This is a genomic window from Vibrio sp. 10N.222.49.A3 (assembly GCF_041475145.1).
GTDB classification, from domain to species: domain Bacteria; phylum Pseudomonadota; class Gammaproteobacteria; order Enterobacterales; family Vibrionaceae; genus Vibrio; species Vibrio tasmaniensis_A.
This window is the reverse complement of sequence record NZ_JBFRVM010000068.1, coordinates 1-19,575: the sequence shown is the minus strand read 5'-3', so window position 1 is coordinate 19,575 and position 19,575 is coordinate 1. Positions and strand designations below refer to the sequence as shown.

At 44.8% G+C, this 19,575-nt stretch carries 19 protein-coding genes; 15 read left to right on the top strand and 4 right to left on the bottom strand.

The features are described 5' to 3' along the window. The 12 genes from AB4589_RS12780 to AB4589_RS12725 all read left to right on the top strand — a co-directional run bounded on the left by AB4589_RS12780 (position 1) and on the right by AB4589_RS12725 (position 12,717). Entirely contained in the window at positions 1 to 501 is a 501-nt protein-coding gene (locus AB4589_RS12780; protein WP_009847410.1) for an OmpH family outer membrane protein, read from the top strand. A gap of 5 nt (positions 502 to 506) precedes the next feature. After that, positions 507 to 1,538: a UDP-3-O-(3-hydroxymyristoyl)glucosamine N-acyltransferase gene (gene lpxD / locus AB4589_RS12775; RefSeq protein ID WP_371695425.1), complete on the top strand. Its 1,032-nt coding sequence runs from the start codon at positions 507 to 509 to the stop codon at positions 1,536 to 1,538. Between the two features lie 93 nt (positions 1,539 to 1,631). Further along, complete coding sequence (gene fabZ, locus AB4589_RS12770) at positions 1,632 to 2,084, top strand: 3-hydroxyacyl-ACP dehydratase FabZ (RefSeq protein WP_009847408.1); 453 nt, start codon at positions 1,632 to 1,634, stop codon at positions 2,082 to 2,084. A 1-nt stretch (position 2,085) separates the two neighbouring features. Next, a complete protein-coding gene (lpxA, locus tag AB4589_RS12765; RefSeq protein WP_009847407.1) occupies positions 2,086 to 2,874 on the top strand; it encodes an acyl-ACP--UDP-N-acetylglucosamine O-acyltransferase in 789 nt (262 codons plus the stop codon). A 129-nt stretch (positions 2,875 to 3,003) separates the two neighbouring features. Then, a complete protein-coding gene (gene lpxB, locus AB4589_RS12760) occupies positions 3,004 to 4,200 on the top strand; it encodes a lipid-A-disaccharide synthase (RefSeq protein WP_372100704.1) in 1,197 nt (398 codons plus the stop codon). A 48-nt stretch (positions 4,201 to 4,248) separates the two neighbouring features. Beyond that, complete coding sequence (gene rnhB / locus AB4589_RS12755; RefSeq protein WP_012604594.1) at positions 4,249 to 4,869, top strand: ribonuclease HII; 621 nt, start codon at positions 4,249 to 4,251, stop codon at positions 4,867 to 4,869. A gap of 143 nt (positions 4,870 to 5,012) precedes the next feature. Further along, positions 5,013 to 8,492 carry a DNA polymerase III subunit alpha gene (gene dnaE / locus AB4589_RS12750; protein WP_009847404.1) on the top strand — a complete coding sequence of 1,160 codons (3,480 nt, stop codon included), beginning with the start codon at positions 5,013 to 5,015 and terminating at the stop codon, positions 8,490 to 8,492. Positions 8,493 to 8,537: 45 nt separating this feature from the next. Next, positions 8,538 to 9,497: an acetyl-CoA carboxylase carboxyl transferase subunit alpha gene (accA, locus tag AB4589_RS12745; RefSeq protein WP_009847403.1), complete on the top strand. Its 960-nt coding sequence runs from the start codon at positions 8,538 to 8,540 to the stop codon at positions 9,495 to 9,497. Positions 9,498 to 9,627: 130 nt separating this feature from the next. After that, on the top strand, positions 9,628 to 10,974 hold the full coding sequence (tilS, locus tag AB4589_RS12740; protein WP_372100702.1) for a tRNA lysidine(34) synthetase TilS: 1,347 nt from the start codon (positions 9,628 to 9,630) through the stop codon (positions 10,972 to 10,974). 46 nt (positions 10,975 to 11,020) lie between these two features. Next, positions 11,021 to 11,344, top strand: coding sequence for a cytochrome c (locus AB4589_RS12735; protein WP_012604592.1), 324 nt, complete (start codon positions 11,021 to 11,023; stop codon positions 11,342 to 11,344). A 130-nt stretch (positions 11,345 to 11,474) separates the two neighbouring features. Further along, positions 11,475 to 11,813: a nitrogen regulatory protein P-II gene (gene glnB / locus AB4589_RS12730; RefSeq protein WP_017063373.1), complete on the top strand. Its 339-nt coding sequence runs from the start codon at positions 11,475 to 11,477 to the stop codon at positions 11,811 to 11,813. 61 nt (positions 11,814 to 11,874) lie between these two features. Beyond that, positions 11,875 to 12,717: an endonuclease/exonuclease/phosphatase family protein gene (locus AB4589_RS12725; protein WP_009847399.1), complete on the top strand. Its 843-nt coding sequence runs from the start codon at positions 11,875 to 11,877 to the stop codon at positions 12,715 to 12,717. 154 nt (positions 12,718 to 12,871) lie between these two features. Here the strand turns inward: AB4589_RS12725 and AB4589_RS12720 are convergent, their stop codons facing one another. From AB4589_RS12720 to gloB, 3 genes are all read right to left on the bottom strand, one after another. Next, a complete protein-coding gene (locus tag AB4589_RS12720; protein WP_009847398.1) occupies positions 12,872 to 13,558 on the bottom strand; it encodes a YIP1 family protein in 687 nt (228 codons plus the stop codon). Next, a complete protein-coding gene (locus AB4589_RS12715; protein ID WP_017103656.1) occupies positions 13,555 to 15,126 on the bottom strand; it encodes a LysM peptidoglycan-binding domain-containing protein in 1,572 nt (523 codons plus the stop codon). Before AB4589_RS12715 ends, AB4589_RS12720 begins: the two co-directional genes overlap by 4 nt. A 70-nt stretch (positions 15,127 to 15,196) precedes the next feature. Beyond that, positions 15,197 to 15,955: a hydroxyacylglutathione hydrolase gene (gloB, locus tag AB4589_RS12710; RefSeq protein ID WP_009847396.1), complete on the bottom strand. Its 759-nt coding sequence runs from the start codon at positions 15,953 to 15,955 to the stop codon at positions 15,197 to 15,199. A gap of 53 nt (positions 15,956 to 16,008) precedes the next feature. On the opposite strand from gloB, the gene AB4589_RS12705 reads away from it, so the two are divergent. Beyond that, positions 16,009 to 16,794 carry a class I SAM-dependent methyltransferase gene (locus AB4589_RS12705; RefSeq protein ID WP_122046034.1) on the top strand — a complete coding sequence of 262 codons (786 nt, stop codon included), beginning with the start codon at positions 16,009 to 16,011 and terminating at the stop codon, positions 16,792 to 16,794. 56 nt (positions 16,795 to 16,850) lie between these two features. Here the strand turns inward: AB4589_RS12705 and rnhA are convergent, their stop codons facing one another. Beyond that, positions 16,851 to 17,315, bottom strand: coding sequence for a ribonuclease HI (gene rnhA / locus AB4589_RS12700; protein ID WP_372100700.1), 465 nt, complete (start codon positions 17,313 to 17,315; stop codon positions 16,851 to 16,853). Between the two features lie 56 nt (positions 17,316 to 17,371). Here rnhA and dnaQ point away from each other — a divergent pair, with 56 nt between their 5' ends. Together dnaQ and AB4589_RS12690 are read left to right on the top strand one after the other, a co-directional pair. Continuing rightward, a complete protein-coding gene (dnaQ, locus tag AB4589_RS12695) occupies positions 17,372 to 18,139 on the top strand; it encodes a DNA polymerase III subunit epsilon (protein ID WP_009847393.1) in 768 nt (255 codons plus the stop codon). A 9-nt stretch (positions 18,140 to 18,148) separates the two neighbouring features. Then, entirely contained in the window at positions 18,149 to 19,396 is a 1,248-nt protein-coding gene (locus tag AB4589_RS12690; protein ID WP_135384116.1) for a TIGR03503 family protein, read from the top strand. Positions 19,397 to 19,575 lie beyond the last annotated feature (179 nt).

Here is a 19,575-nt window from a genome sequence, read left to right as displayed (position 1 = left end):
ATGATTAAAGCAGCAGGTTTAGGCCTTGTAGTTCTTAGCTCTTCTTTCTTTGCAACAGCGGCTGAAGCTGCGCAAAAAGTGGGCTATGTAAATACTGCACAAGTATTCCAGGCTCTACCTCAGCGTGAAGTTGTTCTTCAAAAAATGCAGGAAGAGTTCAAAGATAAAGCTGCTGAGCTTCAAAGTATCCAAGCTGAAGCTAAGACTAAGATTGAAAAGCTTAAGCGTGATGGTGAGCTATTAGGGCCTGATGAAGTAGAGAAACTTCGTATTGAAGTCGGCCAACTAGACAGCAAATACAAAATCAAAGCTCAAGCACTAGAAAAAGCAAGCCAACGTCGTGAAGCACAAGAGAAGCAGAAGCTATTCAAAGTAATTCAAGATGCTGTAACTAAAGTTGCAGAGAAAGAAGGCTACGACATGATCGTTGATATTCAAGCTCTGCAGTACGGTAAGCCAGAATACAACATCTCTGAAAAAGTAATTAAATCACTGAAATAAGTTTTATGAAGAATCTGACCTTAGCCGAATTGGCAACGATTACCGGTGGAGAGCTACACGGAGACGGTGCAGTTACCGTTTCAGCAGTCGCTCCTATGGATAAAGCGCAAGAAGGAAATATTACGTTCCTTTCGAACGTGAAGTACAGCAAGCACCTTGGTGACTGTAAAGCATCCGCTATTATGGTTAAAGAGAGCGAGCGTGAACTGTGTAAGACCAACATTATTGTGGTCAGCGACCCTTATGTTGCTTTTGCTAAGGTTGCTCAAGCGCTTGATTCCACGCCAGCGCCAGCTACGGGTATTGCTGATTCTGCTTCAATTTCAGGCGACGCGACCATTGGACAAAATGTGTCTATTGGTGCCAATGCTGTGATTGAAACTGGCGTAGTGCTTGGTGATGACGTCGTTATCGGTGCTGGTTGCTTTATTGGTCAAAATGCAAAAATTGGCGCAGGTACTAAGCTTTGGGCTAACGTAAGTGTTTACCATGAAGTGGTGATTGGCGAAGCATGTTTGATTCAATCTAGTACAGTGATTGGATCCGATGGTTTTGGTTATGCGAATGAGAAAGGCGAGTGGGTTAAGATCCCGCAAGTCGGTTCAGTTCGTGTTGGTAACCGCGTAGAAATCGGCGCGTGTACTACCGTTGACCGTGGCGCATTAGATGACACTATTATTGAAGATAACGTTATCTTAGATAACCAACTTCAGATAGCTCATAATGTTCACATCGGATATGGTTCTGCTATTGCAGGTGGTACTATCATCGCCGGCAGCACAACGATAGGTAAGTACTGTATTATTGGTGGCGGTTGTGTGATTAATGGTCATATAGAAATCGTTGACGGCGTTACAATCACCGGTATGGGGATGGTAATGCGCAGTATCACCGAAAAAGGCATGTACTCTTCAGGTATTCCTTTGCAGCCAAATAAAGATTGGCGTAAAACAGCAACGCGAGTTCATCGTATTGATGAAATGAACAAGCGTTTGAAAACCGTTGAAAAACTTATCGAGAACAGCGCGGAATCATAATTCCAGCATTTCTAATAAAAGGCTCGCGTACAGCGAGTCTTTTTCGTTTATAATCCTTCTCATTAAATAAAGAATATACATAGGAATACGACTTTGACTACTGAACAGACAACGATGAACATTACTGAAATTCAGGAACTATTACCTCATCGCTACCCATTCTTAATGGTTGATCGTGTGACTAGCTTTGAAAAAGAAAAAACACTGACTGCGATTAAGAATGTTTCTGTTAACGAACCTCAGTTCACAGGCCACTTCCCACAACTTCCTGTATTCCCAGGTGTGTTGATCTTAGAAGCAATGGCGCAAGCAACTGGTCTTCTAGCATTTAAATCTTTTGGTGCTCCTTCTGGTAATGAGCTTTACTACTTTGCTAGCGTAGATAAAGCGAAGTTCCGCAAGCCAGTAGTGCCAGGTGACCAATTGGTTATCGAAGTTGAGTTCTTAAAAGAACGTCGTGGCATTGCATCGTTCAACGGTGTAGCGAAAGTTGACGGCGTAGTTGTATGTTCAGCTGAACTTAAATGTGCTCGTAGAGAGTTTTAATATGATTCATGAAACAGCGAAAATTCACCCGGCAGCAGTAATCGAAGGTGATGTAACTATCGGTGCTAACGTGACGGTTGGTCCTTTCACTTACATTGCTGGTAACGTGACAATTGGTGACGACACTGAAGTGATGTCGCATGTTGTGATCAAAGGTCACACGACAATTGGTAAGCAAAACCGAATCTTCCCACACGCTGTGATTGGAGAAGAAAACCAAGATAAGAAATACGGTGGTGAAGACACGACTGTTGTGATCGGTGACCGTAATGTGATTCGTGAAGCAGTTCAGATCCACCGTGGTACAACTCAAGACAAAGCTACCACTGTGATTGGTGACGACAACTTACTTTGTGTAAATGCTCACGTAGCGCATGATGTTATTGTTGGTAACCATACTCACATTGGTAACAATGCTATTCTTGGTGGCCACGTAACCGTTGGCGATTATGCGGGTGTTATGGCGCTTTCTGCTATTCACCCATTTTGTTCTATTGGTGCTTACGCTTATATTGGCGGCTGTTCTGCGGTTGTTCAAGATGTACTGCCGTACGTGCTTGCACAGGGTAATCATGCCGCTCCATTCGGCCTCAACCTAGTGGGCTTGAAGCGTAACGGATTTGAAAAACCAGAAATTCGAGCATTACAGAAAGCGTACAAAGAGTTATACCGTTCAGGCAAAACACTTGAAGAAGCGAAAGCCGCTTTAGTTGAAATGGCGAAAGAGTTTGCTTCGGTAACTCCTATGTTAGAAATGCTAGAGAGTTCTGAGCGCGGTATTATTCGTTAATACTTGATGTGGTTATGTACCAATCAATATGAGTATGACAATAGTTACCTCGTTAGATTGGTATAACAAAAAGATCGCTACTCGTTAGGCGATCTTTTTTGTTTTAGGCAAGAAGGGAATTAGAAAACTATGGCACAGCAAGAAGCAGCAACCAATAGCTTGGACTTTGTTTCGAATGAACCTCTGCGTGTAGGTATCGTTGTCGGAGAACTCTCTGGTGACACGCTTGGCGAAGGCTTTATTAAAGCGATCAAATCACAATATCCGAATGCTGAGTTCGTGGGTATTGGCGGACCAAAAATGAAGGCGCTTGGTTGTGAGTCTCTTTTCGAAATGGAAGAGCTTGCCGTGATGGGGCTTGTAGAAGTGCTTGGTCGTTTACCTCGCTTGCTAAAAGTGAAAGCGGAGCTAGTTAAGTACTTTACTCAAAACCCGCCAGATGTCTTCGTCGGTATCGATGCGCCAGACTTTAATCTAAGACTTGAATTAGATCTTAAGAACGCGGGCATTAAGACTGTTCATTATGTCAGCCCTTCAGTCTGGGCATGGCGTCCAAAGCGTATCTTTAAAATCGACAAAGCAACCGATTTGGTGCTGGCTTTCTTACCATTCGAAAAAGCGTTTTATGATAAATATAACGTTGCTTGTGAATTCGTTGGCCACACGTTGGCTGATATCATTCCACTGGAACCGAATAAGAAAGAGGCTCGCGATCTTTTAGGTTTAGATCAAGATAAGCCGTGGTTAGCGGTATTGCCAGGTAGCCGTGGTGGTGAAATGAGTTTGATTGCTCAACCATTTATCGAAACTTGTCAGCGCATTAAGCAAAAGTACCCTGATATCAATTTTGTTGTTGCATTGGTTAATGAACAGCGCAAGAAACAGTTTACAGAGATCTGGCAATCGACGGCACCTGAACTTGAATTTACTTTGGTAGAAGATACGGCTACCAATGTGATTACTGCTGCTGATTCTGTTTTGTTAGCTTCTGGTACTGTTGCTCTTGAGTGTATGTTGCTGAAACGCCCGATGGTCGTTGGCTACAAGGTCAACAAGCTCACTGGCTATATCGTTAAGAAATTGTCGATCACAGAATTTGTCTCGTTACCGAATATCCTTGCGGGTGAAGAAATCGTAAAAGAACACATTCTTGAAGAGTGTCACCCTGATTACCTTTTCCCATCGGTCGATAAGATGCTTTCAACTGACAACGCGCCACTTATTGAACGCTTTACTGAAATGCATCACTGGATTCGTAAAGATGCTGACAAACAGGCGGCTAACGCAGTCCTGAAATTGATCGGTCGAGAGTGTGTTGAATCATAAAGTGCTTCTTTCAAAAGCACTTGCTTAAAAGTTACAAAGAGAATTGTCATGGCAGTAAAAGAGAAAAAAGAATTTCCTCCTTTTGAGTATCCTCAAGGCTACCAGTTATTCGCTGGTGTTGATGAAGTGGGGCGTGGGCCGTTAGTTGGTGATGTAGTTACCGCCGCGGTTATTCTCGATCCGAATAACCCAATCGAAGGCTTGAACGATTCAAAAAAACTGTCTGAGAAAAAGCGCCTTGCTCTGCTTCCTGAAATTAAAGAGAAAGCCTTGGCATGGTCTGTGGGTCGTTGTTCCCCACAAGAAATTGATGAGTTGAATATCTTACAAGCGACTATGGTAGCTATGCAGCGTGCTATTGCCGGGCTGAGTGTTCAACCTGATATGGCGCTAATTGATGGAAACCGAGTCCCTGAGCTACCGATGGCCGGTCTGGCTATTGTGAAAGGGGATTTACGGGTGGCTGAAATCAGTGCAGCGTCTATCATCGCTAAAGTGGTTCGTGACCAAGAGATGGAAGAACTTGATAAGCTTCATCCAGAGTTTGGTTTTGCTAAACATAAAGGTTACCCGACAAAAGCGCATTTTGAAGCGATTGAAAAACATGGCGTAACCGAGCATTACCGTAAAAGCTTTAAGCCAGTAAAACGTATTCTTGGCATAGATTAGAGCGAATTGAATAAGCTCTATATAGATTAGAGCTTTACGTAAACTAGAGCTTAGCATCGAATAAAGTTGCTTAGTGACGCTAGAAAAAAATAGAATACACACAGTTGTAATCCTAGGCTCAAACCTAGAACTCAGGAAAAATAATGTCAGATCCAAAATTTGTTCACCTACGCGTACACAGTGACTTTTCGATGGTGGATGGCCTATCCAAGGTGCCACCATTAGTTAAAAAAGTCGCTGAAATGGGTATGCCTGCTCTAGCATTGACCGACTTTACCAACCTGTGCGGTTTGGTGAAATTCTACGGTACTGCTCATGGGTGTGGGGTTAAACCAATTATTGGTGCTGACTTCTTGATGCAGTCTCCGGATTTTGGCGATGAATTGACAAAACTCACCGTTATTGCAACGAGTAATAAAGGCTACAACAACCTAACGTTATTAATATCAAAAGCTTACCTTCGTGGCCATGTGCAGCATCAGCCTGTTATTGATAAAGAGTGGCTGATTGAACATGCGGAAGGCCTGATTCTTTTATCGGGTGCAAAAGAAGGTGAGATTGGTAAAGCGTTGCTGAAAGGCAATAGAGAGTTGGTTGCAAGCAGCGTTGAGTTTTACAAAACACATTTCGCAGACCGTTTTTATCTGGAGCTCATTCGAACTGGACGTACGGACGAAGAGTCTTATCTGCACTTTGCGCTGGAATTAGCCGAGCAAGAAGACCTGCCAGTTGTCGCGACTAATGAAGTGGTCTTCATTTCCGAAGACTTGTTTGACGCTCATGAAATCCGTGTGGCGATTCACGACGGCTTTACCATGGTTGATCCACGTCGACCGAAAAACTACAGTCCACAACAGTACCTCCGTAGCGAAGAAGAGATGTGTGAGTTGTTCTCAGATATCCCTGAAGCATTAGAGAATAGTGTTGAGATCGCTAAGCGTTGTAACGTGACTGTACGTTTAGGGGAGTACTTCTTACCTAACTTCCCAACGGAAGGTTTAGCGATTGAAGACTTCCTGATCAAAAAATCAGAAGAAGGTCTTGAGCGACGTTTAGCATTCCTGTTTCCAGATGAAAAAGTCAGAGCTGAACGCAGGCCTGAATACGATGAGCGACTTAAAATCGAGCTAGAAGTAGTTAATAACATGGGTTTCCCTGGTTATTTCTTGATCGTAATGGAGTTCATCCAGTGGTCAAAAGATAACGATGTACCAGTAGGCCCTGGTCGTGGTTCTGGTGCCGGTTCTTTGGTGGCTTACGCGCTTGATATCACCGATCTTGATCCACTTGAATATGACTTGCTGTTCGAACGTTTCTTGAACCCAGAACGTGTATCCATGCCCGATTTCGATATCGATTTCTGTATGGATAAACGTGACCAAGTTATTGACCACGTAGCTGAAATGTACGGCCGTGATGCCGTTTCTCAGATCATCACCTTCGGTACTATGGCGGCAAAAGCGGTAATCCGTGACGTTGGCCGTGTATTAGGCCACCCATTTGGTTTTGTTGATCGAATTTCTAAGCTGGTTCCGCCTGATCCGGGCATGACGCTAGAGAAAGCATTCCTCGCTGAGCCTGCATTGCCTGAACTCTACGACGGCGATGAAGAAGTTCGCGAACTGATTGATAAGTGTCGCATCCTTGAAGGTTGTACGCGAAACGCAGGTAAACACGCAGGTGGTGTTGTAATCTCACCGACCACGATTACTGATTTTGCACCTATCTATGCCGATGCGGAAGGTAACTTCCCAGTAACGCAATTCGATAAGAATGACGTAGAAACTGCTGGCTTGGTTAAGTTTGACTTCTTGGGGCTGCGTACACTGACGATCATTGACTGGGCATTAGGCCTAGTAAACCCTCGCTTAGCGAAAGAGGGGAAAGATCCGGTTCGTATCGAGTCGATTCCTCTGGATGATCAAGCGTCATTTAACTTATTACAAAATTCTGAAACGACGGCGGTATTCCAGCTGGAATCCCGCGGTATGAAAGACCTGATCAAGCGTCTACAGCCCGACTGTTTTGAAGATATCATCGCATTGGTGGCCTTGTTCCGTCCGGGCCCTCTGCAATCAGGCATGGTAGATAACTTTATCGACCGTAAACACGGACGAGAGGCAGTATCTTACCCTGATGAAACGTGGCAACACGAATCGTTAAAAGAAACACTAGAACCGACTTACGGTATCATCCTGTATCAAGAACAGGTAATGCAAATCGCTCAGATCCTTGCGGGTTATACGCTTGGTGGAGCCGATATGCTACGTCGTGCGATGGGTAAGAAAAAGCCTGAAGAGATGGCAAAGCAGCGCGGTACCTTTAAAGAAGGTGCTGAAGCCAATGGTGTTGATGGCGAACTGTCCATGAAGATCTTTGACTTGGTAGAGAAGTTTGCGGGCTACGGCTTTAACAAATCTCACTCGGCTGCATACGCACTGGTTTCTTATCAAACACTGTGGTTGAAAACACACTACCCTGCGGAATTCATGGCGGCAGTAATGACCGCGGATATGGATAACACCGAGAAGGTTATTGGCCTTGTCGATGAGTGTTTCCGTATGAAGCTCAAGCTCCTTCCACCTGACATCAACTCGGGCCTCTACCGCTTTAATGTGGATGAAGATGGCGCAATTGTTTATGGCATCGGTGCAATTAAAGGGGTTGGTGAAGGCCCAATTGAAGCCATCATCGAAGCGCGTAACAAAGGTGGTTACTTTAAAGACTTATTCGACTTCTGTGCACGTCTTGATCTGAAGAAGGTCAACAAACGTGTTATCGAAAAGTTGATTCTATCCGGAGCCTTAGATAGATTAGGTCCTCACCGAGCGGCGATGATGGCATCTTTGAAAGATGCGGTTAAGGCAGCAAGCCAACATCACCATGCTGAGTCGTTCGGTCAATCTGATATGTTTGGTGTGTTGACCGACGCTCCGGAAGAGGTTGAACACAAGTATACTCAAGTGCCTAAATGGCCTGAAAAGGTTTGGCTAGAAGGTGAACGCGAAACGCTTGGTTTGTATTTAACGGGTCACCCGGTGAATGCTTACATTAAAGAACTTGCGAAATACACCAGCTGTCGCTTGAAAGATGCGACGCCGACTCGTCGTGACCAATCCTTGACGATTGCAGGTTTGGTCATTGCGGCTAGGGTCATGACCACGAAGCGCGGTACTCGAATCGGTTTGATGACTCTTGATGACCGATCGGGTCGGATGGAAGTGATGTTGTTCTCTGATGCGCTCGATCGCTACGCAGAATTGCTCGAAAAAGACAAAATTGTGGTTGTTTCTGGACAGGTCAGCTTTGATGATTTCAATGGTGGGCTTAAAATGTCCGCGCGCGAGGTCATGGACTTAGGAAGCGCCCGTGAGAAATATGCTCGTGGGGTGTCGATATCTATCGAGCAATCCCAAATTAACGGTCAATTTTTTGAACGCTTTGGTCAAATCTTAGAACCTTATAGAGCCGGAACGGTCCCAGTCAATGTATACTACCAACGTGCCGACGCTAGAGCGCGGTTAACATTGGGCACAGAATGGCGTGTGACGCCAAGTGATACATTACTAGACGAATTAAAACAGCTGCTTGGAAATAGCCAAGTAGAACTCGAATTTAACTAAAATTTAGCTCCGTAACTGCGGAGCTGAATCAACAAGGATTCATAGATGAGCCTGAACTTTCTAGAATTTGAAAAGCCTATCGCTGAACTTGAAGCAAAAATCGAAGCGCTACGTGACGTTTCGCGTCACGGTGGTGACACAGCGGTAGATCTAGACAAAGAAATTGAACAACTAGAGAAAAAAAGCTTAGAGCTTAAACAGAAAATCTTTAGTGACTTGGGTGCATGGCAGGTAGCTCAACTTGCTCGTCACCCTCAACGTCCTTACACCAAAGATTACCTGGAGCATGCCTTTACAGAGTTTGAAGAGATGGCGGGCGATCGCGCTTACGCTGACGACAAAGCAATTGTGGGTGGTATGGCTCGTCTAAATGGTCGTCCTGTTATGGTTATTGGTCACCAGAAAGGTCGTGAGACTAAAGAGAAAGTGATCCGTAACTTTGGTATGCCAAAGCCAGAAGGTTACCGTAAGGCACTTCGCCTAATGGAAACGGCTGAGCGTTTCAACATGCCAATCATTACTTTCATCGACACAGCGGGTGCATACCCAGGTGTTGGTGCAGAAGAGCGTGGTCAATCTGAAGCTATCGCTAAGAACCTAAAAGTGATGGCCGGCCTTTCAGTTCCGGTTATCTGTAACGTTGTAGGTGAAGGCGGTTCTGGTGGTGCACTAGCGATTGGTGTTGGTGATTACGTGAACATGCTTCAGTACTCTACGTACTCAGTAATCTCTCCAGAAGGTTGTGCTTCAATCTTATGGCGTGATTCAGATAAAGCGCCACAAGCTGCTGAAGCGATGGGCCTAGTAGCTCCTCGCCTTAAAGAGCTTGAGCTTATCGATGAAATCATCCCTGAGCCTCTAGGTGGCGCGCACCGCGATCCAATACAGACAGCTCAGAACATGAAAGACATGTTAGTTAAGCAGTTAGAAGAGCTAGAGCAATTTGATAACGAAGCACTTCTAGAGCGTCGTTACCAGCGTCTAATGAGCTACGGTTACTGCTGATAAGCGACCTTAGCAAGGTGTAAGACCTGCTTTCCGTAACAAGTTGATGAAAGGGTTGGACTCAGTGCCAACCCTTTTTTATTATTAAAACATTCTCCTTTCTCATTAGTACACACGGCTCACTAACCCCATGACTCACTTAATCGAAACCTTCACATCTGTACTTCATCAAAGCGCACTCAAGCCTAGTCGATTGATCGTGGCTTTCAGTGGCGGTGTTGATTCTCGAGTTTTGTTAGAGTTAGCAGCGCAGTACGCGCAAACGCATGGCATTGAGTGCTGCGCGGTGCACGTTCATCACGGTCTCAGTAAGAATGCTGATCTTTGGGCTGAGCAATGCCAAACATGGTGTGATGCTTTGTCGGTTTCGTTAGCAGTAGAAAGGGTCTCGTTGGATATCAACTGTGGTGAGAGCGTTGAAAAGCTTGCTCGAGATGCTCGATACCAAGCTTTTCAGCAGCACATCAGACAGGGCGATGTGCTTGTTACGGGTCAACACATTGACGATCAACTTGAAACCTTCTTGCTTGCGTTAAAACGTGGCAGTGGTCCGAAAGGACTCTCTTCAATGGCGAAAGTGATGTCGTTTGGCGAAGCGTTTATTGTGAGACCTTTGCTGTCAGTGACTCGATCAGACATCGAAGCGTCGGCTCATGATATGGGATTAACTTGGGTCGAAGATGAGAGTAATCAGGATCTGCGCTTTGATCGAAATTTCATTCGTCATCAAGTCACTCCGACGTTGACTGAGCGCTGGCCTAGCTTTCGAGAATCGGTCTGTCGCAGTGCTCAATTATGTGCAGAACAAGAGTCGCTACTCGACGAACTGCTTGAGTCTCACTTACAACAAGCTTTGGGAGGCTGTAACAGTAAGAGCCAGAGCTTAAGCATTGATTCGTTATCTCAGCATTCTGATTTGTTACGAGCACGTTTGATCAGAATGTGGATCAGCCATTGCAATCAACCGATGCCAAGCCAAAAGCAGCTAAAACTTATTTGGGATGAAGTGGCTTGTGCTCAGGCAGATGCCAATCCTAAGCTGGTGTTGAATGATGTTGAGATTAGGCGCTTTAACAATCAGCTCTATTTGGTACAAGACACCAAAGATTTGTCGAACTGGGAAAGTGAAATCTTGATTGATGAGAATTTATTATTGCCTGATAGTTTAGGTGAGATCCATTTGAAAGCGGTGTCGAGTGGTAGTGCATCTCATAACCGAGACGTACAACGTTTTTCCCTCACTAAAGCCAACGGAACCTTGCGAGTGATCTTTAACCCTGAAGGAGTGTCAGCTCACCCAGTTGGACGCGGCCACAGTAGAAAACTCAAGAAGCTTTTTCAGGAATACCAAGTACCCAGCTGGTTAAGACGTAGAACGCCGATATTAATGGATGGCGATCGAGTGATCGCTGTTTTAGGCCTATTCGTAGATAAAAACTACGAAGGTCAAGATTGTGAAGCGCTTTGGAGCAAGTAGAAAAAGTTTGTGTCACAATTCACCGTCACTTTAATAAAAATAATTAATGGAATATGCAATGAAGAAAATTACACTAGGATTAGTTCTTGGATTTGGACTATTGAGTGGTAACGCTCTGGCGGGTGATGTTGCTGCGGGTCAAGCTAAAGCGGCAATCTGTGCGGCTTGTCATGGCGCAGACGGTATCGCAATGATCCCAGGATATCCAAATCTTAAAGGCCAAAACGAGCAATACATCGCTTCATCAATTAAGGCATATAAGAACGGCCAGCGCACCGGCGGTTTGGCGGCTGTAATGCAGGCTCAGGCTTCAATGCTGAGTGATGAAGATATTGCTAATCTAGCTGCTTACTACTCAAGCCTTAAGTAAAACCTTCTTAAAGCGCTGATTAAACAAGATGATAAATTTCGAGCCAGAGCTTTAATGCTCTGGCTTTTTTCATTGAATGTTTACTATAGCTAACCGATAATGAGCTATTCGCACAGTTTAAGGGATGAACATGAAAAAGATTGAAGCCATTATCAAGCCATTCAAACTTGATGATGTACGTGAAGCACTTGCAGAAGTGGGTATTACGGGTATGACAGTATCTGAAGTTAAAGGCTTTGGACGTCAAAAAGGTCATACTGAGCTATACCGTGGCGCAGAGTACATGGTCGATTTTTTACCTAAAGTGAAATTGGAAATTGTTGTGACCGACGAAGTGGCTGACCAATGTGTTGATACCATTATCGAAACGGCTCAAACAGGTAAAATTGGTGACGGTAAGATCTTCATTACTGAAGTTGAACGTGTGGTACGTATTCGTACTGGCGAAGAAGACGAAGACGCCGTATAAAAAAACTATTACCTTAAAAGGAGCGTTTATCGCTCCTTTTTCATTTCTGGTAGGGTGCTGTATGTTTAAGAAAACCATCATTGTTATCACGCTATTGATAACGCTTGCTGTTGTTAGCTTTCATATTATATTCGTGATCCCGAATAAACCCAATTTGATCACTTCTTCTCAAAATACTAGCAACGATATCTACAGCTGCTACCAAAACTCAGCCCCGAAAGCGATTGATGTGTCTGATGGCCTAGACATTACCGTGTGGAATATCTATAAGCAAAACCGAAATAATTGGCAAAGTGAGTTAAATCAGCTGTCAGCCGGTAGCGATTTAGTTTTGCTGCAAGAAGCGAGTATGACAGAAGGGCTTCGCCAATGGGTAACGAGTGGTCAATGGGGAAGTACTCGAGTGAATGCATTTGAAGCTTTTGAACAAAGTGCAGGCGTACTCAACCTAGCGACGCATCTACCGATTGAAGCTTGTGCTTATACTCATGAAGAACCTTGGCTTCAATTACCTAAATCTGCACTTTGGTCTCGCTATCTGCTAAGTAATGGCGAAGAACTGGCTGTGATTAATATCCATGCGGTGAACTTTACCTTTGGTACGGAAGATTATGAGGCTCAGCTCAAGAGCTTAACCGACAATCTCCAAAAGTATCGTGGGCCTGTTATTTTTGCTGGGGATTTTAACAGTTGGAGTGAAGCTCGCTTTGCTGTATTGAAAGATGCGTTGGAACAGGTAGGTTTGACGGAAGTTGCTTTTGAACCAGATAACCGTACACAGTTTATGACAGGGTTGGTGCTCGATCATGTGTTCTATCGAGGGTTAGAAGTAGACAAAGCAAAGGCGCCCATTACGGACGCCTCTGATCATAACCCTATGCGAGTGACCTTTAAGGCTAAATAGAAGAAGCTATCTAGCCTATTAGCCTATTAGCCTATTAGCCTATTAGTCATTGGATCTTAGCTATTCACCATTCACACTGTGGTTACTTTGGGTAATAAGCAGGGGAATAAATAGGCTAGTGAATTTTCGCTAGCCTTGTTTTTATCTATTCAGCTTAAAAGATTAAAATGTAGAGAGCCCAGATTAGGTAATAGCCAACCCATGGCAAACCAGAGATGACCAGTGCCTGACCACGCTCAAACTCCGTCCAAGTTAATACTGCTGCATAACCCAATACAATGTACCAAGGCAACAAGAGTGGTAATGAGCTGGCAAATTGCGACCAATCATTGGTTAGTGGCAACTTGATTAAGCCGTTTAAGCTGTTCAAGTCGGCCGCGTAGCTCATCACATGCCCGTGCTTGAGTATCAGGCTTGCGTAGCTTGCTACATCGCCTAGAACGGCAGGGAATATCACTACCGATGCGGCTGCAAACCATCGCCAAAAGCTATGTTGGTGTTGGCTTGGCTTTGTTGCTAAGTTAAACCAAAATGCCAACAGAATGATGGTTAACGTACGGCCGAATACATCACTGATGATTTCACTCGCGAGTAGAGTATTACTGTCAAGTAACGCCAATTGGTCAGGGTTTGTTTGAGCCAGTTGCTGTGACAACTCAGCGCTTAACCATGCAAAATCTACATTCGAAAAATAGGCTCCCCAAAATAAGAATGGGCTGAGCATTAATACGACGTAGGGTTGCCATCCCCAAGCACTTCGTTGATAAAGCGCTAAGAAACACGCTGTTGGTGAACGGAATATATCCAACAGCATGACGAGTGGGTTACTTGACGGGTTCATACACTTACCTTAGTTACATCAACATACAGCTTCAGTTTTTGTCCTGGCTGTAGGTATTTCTTGTTCTGCAAAGCGTTCCATTTTACAACATCTGCGCTTTTTACTTTGAACTTTGATGCAATACCGCTGACTGTGTCACCTGATCTTACGTTATAAAAGACAGTTCGGATGATGGCACCGTCTGAACTATTCTTCCAAATGACCAGTTCTTGACCAATTCTAAGAGTGTCACGTGGTCCCATGCCATTCCACTTAGCCAGTGATTGGTGAGATACCTTATTTGCGCGCGCAATCGTCCATAGGCTATCACCACTTTTTACGGTATGGCTAAGCTTATATTGACCACGACTCTTTGACTGTGTGCTTGCTAGGCGATTTGAAGCGCTTAGTGCGTATGTCTTATCGTCTTTGGTTGATGTTGGAATAAATAGGTGCTGACCAACACGAATATTATTGTTGCTCAAACCGTTTGCAGAGCGGATCACTTTGCTGGTGGTGTTGTATTTACTCGCCAGTACGCTGATGCTATCGCCAGATTGCACTTTATAGCGCACCAACTTCATGCCTTTGCCTTTATTGGCTGCCACTTCTTTGTTGAACTTCTCAACAGAGCTTAGAGGAAGCAATAATTGTTGGTGTTTCTCTGGTGCCGTTGCCCACTGGTTATAAGCTGGGTTGTAGCCTTGCAGCTCTTTGACAGGAATGTCGGCGTAGCTTGCGGCAATGGCTAAATCAAGTTGTTCATTTGGGTTAACCAGAGTCAGTACTGCCTTGTTCGGGATCGCAGGGATATCGATGCCATACTTTTCTTGGTTGGCAATCACGTCGGCCAGTGCAAGTAGCTTAGGTACATAGCTGCTGGTCTCTTTTGGTAAGTCTAGAGAGAAGAAGTCGATTGGCTTACCCAGCTTCTTGTTCTTACGGATTGCGCTGTTCACACGACCACCGCCACTGTTGTAGGCAGCGATTGCGTGTTGCCAGTTCCCATCAAAACGTTTGTTCAGGTCGGTTAAGAAATCCAATGCAGCGTCGGTTGAAGCGGCTACGTCACGGCGGCCATCGTACCAGAAGTTTTGTTCTAGTCCGTAAGCTTTGCCAGTACCCGAAATGAACTGCCATAGTCCAGCAGCGCTACCGTGAGAATAAGCAAATGCATCAAACGAGCTTTCAACGACGGGCAACAGGGCCAGCTCCAAAGGCAAGTCTCTTTCTTCAATCTTAGTTGTGATCAAATAAAGGAAAGGTTCAGCGCGTTTTGATACAGTTTTTAGATGACCAGGGTGCTTGAGGTACCAAGTGCGGTAGTAGTCGACTTTCTTTTGGTCCGGCACTTCCATTTCAAGTTGCATCGCAATACGTTTCCAAACATCTTGCTGTGTTTGTGGAGTAACGACGGGTGTTTCAACTTTTGGTTGTTCTTGGATCGCTCCCGATGAAACGTTCGCTTGAGAAACTTCTTTAGTAGGGGAGGTGTTGGTTTGCTCGGAAGCTTGGTCTGGATTCTCTGACTGAGTTAATTGGCAACCAGAAAGTAGTAGTACCAAAGCCCAGCTGTACTTAACTCGCATGTTACAGCCTTTTTAATAAACGGCCGATGATAATACTTGCCACTCCCTATGAGTGACAAGCCTGTATTTGTTAAAATTCGTTCTTCCACGCACGTAAAGCGGTAAAAACCGATAAAGGATCGGTCTGCTCAGTACGATTAGATACTGATTTCACTACACTTGGTTCTGTGTAGCGTAAGAAGGGGTTAACAAACTTTTCTTGTCTTAAATTTGTGGGGATGGTCGACTTATTTTGGGCTCGAAGCCGATTCACTTGGTCGCGGTATTGTTGCAAATGTTGGTTGTCAGGCTCAACAGCCAGTGCAAAAGCGATATTGGCTGCCGTGTATTCATGAGCACAGTAAACCTCGGTTTCTTGTGGGAGTGCTGTGATCTTGTTCAATGCATCAAACATCTGCTGTGGTGTGCCTTCCATGATTCGCCCACAACCAGCTGAAAACAGTACATCGCCACAAAACAGTTTGGCATCACCAACATAACCAATGTGCCCAGCGGTGTGCCCACTGAGCCCTAGCACGAGGAATACTTCGCCAAACAGCTCTAATTGGTCACCGTCATCAACGGGATGCGTTAAGGTCGGGATAGGTTCATTTTTGGGGCCAACGACATCCACGCCAGGGAATTGTCTTACCAGCTCTGGCACGCCACCAATGTGATCGTGGTGGTGGTGCGTAATCAAGATTGCATCTAAAGTTAGCTCATGGTGTGCTAAGTACTCTAATACTGGAGCTGCATCACCAGGGTCGACGACAGCACAACGGCGATCGCTATTTTGAATCAGCCAGATGTAATTGTCGTTAAATGCAGGTATGCTTTTGATATGTAACATTATTGGTTCTCCAGTCACTTTTAGTGAGACAGAATAAGTGAGACAGATTATTGATGAAGCCAGCACGTAGCAGAAAGAAGTTTGAGCGTCCTTATACTTGGGCACAATTGCACAATGGGGACTGGTTGAGAGAATCTATTCAAACTCGACTTGATGAGTGGTGCCCAAAACTATTTGGTTACCATATGCTCAAACTTGGTGGCCTCAGCAGTGAGATTTCTAGCTGCACATGCAACATTCAACATCAAGTAAACCTAGATATCCAGAACCCATTACATAATGTGATAGCAGATGGTTATAATTTACCCTTTTTAGAGAAAAGCTTTGATGTTGTGGTGCTGAGTCATCAGTTAGATTATAGCAACGACCCACACCGGCTATTGAGGGAAGTCGACCGAGTAATGATGGACGATGGCTATATTATTATCACCGGCTTTAACCCTTTTAGTGTGACTGGGCTTGCCAGTTTGATGCCTTGGCGAAAGAACAGCTTGCCATGGAGTGGACGTATGTATACGCCAAACCGAATTAAAGATTGGCTAGGCGTACTTAATTATGAAGTGATTCATTGTGACACCTACGCGCTGTTCCCGATGAGTAAATACCAAGCGATGTGGACGTGGTTGGAGAACAGCTTAGGCAGCTGCGCATCGTTCGCTGGTAGCCAATACTTTATTGTTGCCCGTAAACGTACTTATCCACTTAAGCCTATCAAGCCACATTGGCACCTTAAGCGACGCTTCTCCCCTGTAGGAGCCAGTTTTAGAACCAATACGCGTCGCACCTTGGACTCGGCTAAAACTTCGTATCCGTTAAAAACAGAAAAAGCCGACTCATAGTTGGCTTTTCATTGCAGTATCTTTTTTAGATACTGACATTTCCTTTAAGAAAATGATCAGCTTGGTTGATAGCCCGTATCTTCTTGGGTCGGGTTTTCTGCTGCACTTCGAGCTAAATCATCACACATTTCATTTTCTCGGTGCCCCGCGTGCCCCTTAACCCAGCGCCAATCAACGCTATGGCGCGCCGTCTCTTTGTCGAGTCTTTGCCACAGGTCTGCGTTTTTAACGGGCTTTTTATCGGCTGTTTTCCAATCACGCTTTTTCCAGTTGTGAATCCACTGGGTGATACCTTGACGTACGTATTGGCTATCTGTGGTCAGAATGACAGAGCAAGGCTCTTTGAGGGCTTGGAGAGCCACAACAGCGGCGAGCATTTCCATGCGGTTATTGGTGGTTAAGGTGAAATCTTCGGCTAACGTCTTCTCTACTTTTTTGTAGCGAAGTACGATGCCGTAGCCGCCAGGACCTGGGTTGCCTAAACAAGAACCATCAGTGAAAATTTCAACTTGTTTCGTCATGATTTGATACTATTACCTCAAGCACATTATCGGCATAGTCTGACACAGTTATCCTTATGAATACCAGTAGCACTCCAGAACAAAGCACGAACGAAAAAAATAGTTCGAATGAAAATAAACGCATCGTTGTACTTGATACCGAAACCACCGGTATGAATACAGAGGGTGGCCCCCACTATATGGGACATCGCATCGTTGAAATTGGTGCAGTAGAGATCATCAACCGTAGGCTGACTGGGCGTCACTTTCACGTCTATATCAAGCCCGATCGTGCGATTCAAGAAGAGGCGATTGGCGTTCACGGTATTACCGATGAATTCTTGATTGATAAACCAGAATACCAAGACATACATAAAGAGTTTCTCGACTTTATTAAAGGTGCGGAGCTGGTGGCTCATAACGCGCCCTTCGATACGGGCTTTATGGATTATGAGTTTGAGAAACTTAACCCTGCGATAGGTAAAACGGATGACTACTGTAAAGTTACCGATACCTTGGCGATGGCGAAGAAGATATTCCCAGGGAAAAGAAACAATCTAGATATCTTATGTGACCGTTATGGTATTGATAACTCACACCGTACTCTTCACGGCGCATTGCTCGATGCGGAGATTCTAGCTGACGTCTACTTATTGATGACAGGTGGGCAAACTTCGCTGCAATTTAACGCTGGCCAACAAGAAGGCGAAGGCGAAAGCATACGAAGAGCAGAAAGTGGTCGAAAATCCCTAAAGGTTTTGCGAGCTACGGCCGATGAAGTAGAAGCGCATCAAAGTCGTTTAGACCTCGTCGAGAAAAGCGGAAGCTGCCTCTGGCGTCAGTAGGGAGAAAGTATGTTAAGGGTATTGGCTACCGGTTGTTTATTGCTGTTGAGCTTTGGCTTACACGCAGCAACAGAATCTGTAATGAGTTTATTGGATAATCGCTTTCGAGTTGATCCCAGTATCGAGCAAGTTACTTTTGTAATCTATCGAGCCGATAATTCTAAACCCGTCGTCTTGGTTCGTCCTGATGGCAAGAAGTATCACGCTTTGCGTCATGCTGATAATGTCCGTTGGTACCAAGAATCGTCAATGGATATTATCTCTATCGACAATCCGATGCCGGGTCCCTGGCAAGCGGTAGGTAAAGTCTCACCTAAAAATAATATCAAACTTTTATCTCATCTGGTTTTAGACGCCAATGAATTTCCAGACAAGTTGTACCAAACCGAACACATTAAATTTACCGCTCGTTTGACATCCGATGGCAAGCCGCTTGTGCTGCGTGACTTTCTTGACCGTGTGAAGCTTAAAGTAACATTCACTAAGTTCGTCGAAAACGAAGAGTCCTTAGTGAGAGAAGCGCGGCCAATTCCGGTTGTCATGGGGGAATTTGCCGATGATGGCGTTGATCTTGACGAAAAAGCTGGAGATGGTGTATTCACGGTATCGTTGCCAATGGACATTGAGCCTGGTAAATATCGAGCTCGAATTACTTCTGGTAATGGTGTGTTCCTGCGAGCGCAAGAGCAAGAAGTCTTGGTCTACCCAACGCCAATCACCACCACCTTCATTCAGTCTCGCAAAGAAGGCTTATCTCATACCGTCGTGGCATCTGGCGAGCCAGGTATGATTGCACCAAGTTCTTTAGCAGCTCATATTGAGTATAAAGCTCCTGATGGGTATGTGATGTATAAGCAAGGGCAAGCAGAAGCTGATGCGATGAAAGTATCTTTATCGTTGCCTTATAATGATGATTTGGGAATTTACACTTGGTCGGGGATGGTTTATGCCACCGATGCGTCAAGCCAGCGTCCACTGATCTTCCCGATTACCGAGCAGTCGTACAGCGTTGTTCAAGAGATAGACCTAGCAGAATCTCGACGTCTTCAAGAGGAAGCTCTTGCTGAGCAGAAGCGTATTGCTGAAAAATTAATGATTCTTCAAAAAAGAGAAGATGACAGGCAGCGCAGCATAATGATTATAGCGGTAGGGAATGTGGCTGCGATTTTATTGGGCTTACTGATTTGGTTTGTAATACGTAAAATCACAGCGAAGAAGAGAGCGTTACCCGAGATGCAGCTCAAGGCACCTAAGTAACTCGTCTGCATTCCTAGAGTTGTCTTGAGGTTGTTGTCTTGAGTGAGTAAACCTCGGGACAACAAACCTCGAGAGACTAAACTTAGATAGAGCAAGCCTCGAGAGAGTAAGCATTAAAATTTGTGACAATGAAGTGATGAATAAAAAAACGGGACTCATAGGAGTAATGCCGATCAGTT